We start from the raw sequence: 3,236 nt of genomic DNA, 5'->3' as shown, positions 1-3,236 counted from the left end.
AAAAAACTGCGTGACCGGCACCGGCGCGCAACTGCATTGGGCGATGCAGTGCCGCGCCACGGAACGATATGAAATCTTGCGCGCCGCTGCGCTCGGCACCGCGCTGCCCCCGGAGGCGCGCAGCGGCCTTACTATCCTCCTCCATCGCGGCATGTGGGCCTGGGTTCGCGCGATCTTGCAGGCGCCCTGTCAGAACCCATCCGCTGCCGTGCCGGCTGTTGGCCTGCCGAACGCAGATAGAACTTCCGAACGACGGACAGTCATCCACCTGCTCGCCGCCATGGTGATGGCGGTCCCTGAATGGAGGAGAACGGCATGAACGAAAACCTCAAGGTCCAATCGCATCATCTCGAACGGGGTGCCTACCTCTACATCCGCCAGTCATCGATGCGGCAGGTCATGGAGAACGTCGAAAGCACCAAGCGCCAATACGCCCTTCGCGGGCGCGCGATCGGGCTGGGATGGCGTGACGACCAGATCATTGTCATCGACAGCGACCAGGGTGAATCCGGCGCCTCAGCGTCGTGGCGCGAAGGCTTCCAGCACCTGGTGTCCGATGTTGGCATGGGACGCGCGGGGATCGTCATGGGCCTGGAAGTATCTCGGCTCGCGAGAAACAATGCGGACTGGCATCGGTTGCTGGAAATCTGCGCCTTGGCCGACACGCTCATTCTCGACGAAGATGGCGTGTACGATCGGTCATGTTGATACCCTCATTTGTTTGCTCGTGGGGCGACGACGAGATGGTTTCGGGCACCGGATTTGAGCTCCTGCAATGCCGCCATGCCTTCCGGTGTGTCTGGAAACAGGAACCGTTTGTCATGCGGATCACGCCGGATTTCGATGATGCCGTCGCGGATGCGGCGCTTGATCCACGAGTTTGAAACCTCGAGCATTGGCGCCACCGTCGCGATTGTCAGCCATCCAGAGATATGGCGGTCCCGCATATCTCTGGCATTGTACAGGACACGGTGCCGTTGCCGGAGGACCTGTACGGTTCGTGCTGGAACATGGGCACATCGGGCAGACCGATGTCCCTCTTCGGTCAGTATTCTGGCGATCGTGATATCATCGATGCCGTGGCGGGCAAGTTCAAGCAGCCGGGCCTCCATCTCGGTGGCCCGGGAGAGGGCCGACTGGGCATGCACGCGTGGCTCAACCTCGAGCTGCGAGACTTCGCCACCTCTCCAGACGAGGCGGATCGAGATACGGTCACGCGTCACCCGGTGCAGGATCACTTTGTCGATCAGGGAACGCAACAGGGCCTTTTTGTCCTCACGGCTGAAGTCAGGTCGCTGCCAGATTTCGGGCAATCGTGAACCGAGCTCCAGGAATCCGTTTTGGTCTTCAACGGTCACAGCCTCAGGCACATGAGCCTCTGCCTCGTGACGAGCGAGTGCATCCTGCGCCTGTCGAAGCTCGCGCAGCGCCATTTCCCACCGCCGCTCCAGTTCGCCAGCGATCAGACGGTTATCCGGATCGACGCGATTGTACTGACGTTCGGCAAGGAGAGCCTGGTAGCGCAGCCTTTCCAGCTGCTGGGTTTCCGCACGGCGGGTGGCGTCCCGGGTCTCCTGCCTGGCCTCCCGGGCCTGCTTCCAGGCCTCCAGCTCGGCCGGTCCGATTGCCGCAAAGAAGGCGTCCACCACCCGCGCATCGATCAGATCAGCGGGGAGATGCTGGCAGAGCGGCTCCCCCTGAGTGCGCTGTAAGGAGTTGCAAACGTAGCGGTTGGCGCTCTTGTACTCGACGCTCATCTTGTGCCCACATTGCCCGCACCAGGCGATCCCCTGGAGGACGGCTGCGCCGTCGCGAGGCACCCCGCGGGTCTTGTTTCGCTGATACTCCGCATGGTTATCGCGCAGCATGGCCTGGATCCGTTCGAAGCCTTCCCAGTCGAGATAAGCAGGATAGCGGTCCTTCACCACGATTTTCCATTCCGATATCGGACAGCGATGCGTTTTCAGCTTTCCGCTTGGGTAGATCGTATGACAGGAACGGGTCCGACCATAGACGAAAGCGCCCGCATAGGCGGGATTTTTCAGGATGGCGGCGAGCATGCTGGCAGCGGGTGTTCGCCATACGACGTCACCGAACCGATCCCGCCGCGGCACGTTCAACGCATGATCCCGGAATCGGCGCAGCAGCTTGCCCACCGACCCGAGCTCCAGAAACGTTGCGAACACCAGGGATATACGATCCTGAACTTCCCGGTTCGGATCTTTAAGGACCACGCCGCTGGTGTCGCGTTCGAGCCCGGCCGGCAACAGCAGCGCCAATTCGCCTCGTTCCGCCTTGCTCAGCAATCCGGCCGTAAGGCGTCCCCGCAATGTGTGTAACTCAACCTCGGAGATCGTGCCCTTCAAGCCCAGCAAGAGGCGCCCGTTGGCGGAACCTGGATTATATACGCCATCGCGGTCGCCGATGAGGCATTGTCGAAATCCGCACAGATCGAGCAAAGGATACCAGTCCGAGCAGTTGCGCGCGAGCCGGGTCACCTCATAGGACAGGATAATCCCGACCTCCCCCAGGGTCACGCGGGCGATGACATCCTTGAAGCCCTCGCGGTGCGAGAGCGTCGATCCGCTGAGACCAAGATCGGCATCGACCACTTCGATGTTCCCGTCCTCCCAGCCGAGGTCGCTGGCGCGTTGACGCAGGGCATATTGCAGCCGCAGGCTTTCCTGATTGTTCACCATCTGGTTCGGAGTGGACTGCCGAATATAAATCACGGCCTTGCGACAAAGATGCTGCGATGTCACCAGTTCCAAGCTCATCGCTCGACCTCCGGACGAATCGCGATCGTATTCAAATCTCCTATTCTATTGAATACTGTATCACCATCGCCAGTACTCGGCAATGCTATTCCGACGTTTAACTCAATATTACTTGCCGTTTTAATGATGTCCTTTATGCTTTCGTCCGACAATTTACTGCAAGTGGGGCTTGCAGAAGGGTGCGAATACAGTGATGTTGCCATCACCGGGATCTTCAATAGGATGTCGTCGTGATAAACGACGGTTACCTGGCCGGATGCGCCGATCGTACCTGACCGCGCCACCAAGGCGTAGGTGCGCCCATACAATGGATGAGCTTGGTCGGTGACAGTGACCTGTTCAGGGTGCTCACTTGGGAATCGGATTGGGGCATTGAGAGGCGGGATCGTATGCGCCGTCGAGATCGATCACCAACGCCCCAGTCAGCGCGCATAGGTCGATCAGATGATGCCAGTCGCG

The 3,236-nt window shown here is 60.0% G+C and carries 3 protein-coding genes; 2 read left to right on the top strand and 1 reads right to left on the bottom strand.

The window, feature by feature from the left end; translation table 11 throughout:
- Nucleotides 1–319: hypothetical protein (locus L3X40_RS21345; protein WP_237367354.1), on the top strand; the 319-nt coding region annotated here is incomplete at its 5' end.
- Nucleotides 301–708 (top strand): recombinase family protein, encoded by a 408-nt coding sequence (locus L3X40_RS21340; RefSeq protein WP_237367353.1) that lies wholly within the window; start codon nt 301–303, stop codon nt 706–708. The genes L3X40_RS21345 and L3X40_RS21340, both read left to right, overlap by 19 nt.
- A 5-nt stretch (nt 709–713) precedes the next feature.
- Here the strand turns inward: L3X40_RS21340 and L3X40_RS21335 are convergent, their stop codons facing one another.
- Complete coding sequence (locus tag L3X40_RS21335) at nt 714–2,777, bottom strand: recombinase family protein (RefSeq protein ID WP_237367352.1); 2,064 nt, start codon at nt 2,775–2,777, stop codon at nt 714–716.
- Between the last annotated feature and the right edge of the window lie 459 nt (nt 2,778–3,236).

The organism is Rhizorhapis sp. SPR117 (assembly GCF_021742065.1).
The sequence above is the reverse complement of the archived record's forward strand: the minus strand, read 5'-3'. Positions and strand labels throughout refer to the sequence as shown.

Excerpts from the sequence above, each read along its gene's own strand:
- L3X40_RS21340 (WP_237367353.1), top strand. The coding sequence starts at position 301 with ATGGAGGAGAACGGCATGAACGAAAACCTCAAGGTCCAATCGCATCAT.
- L3X40_RS21335 (WP_237367352.1), bottom strand. The coding sequence starts at position 2,777 with ATGAGCTTGGAACTGGTGACATCGCAGCATCTTTGTCGCAAGGCCGTG.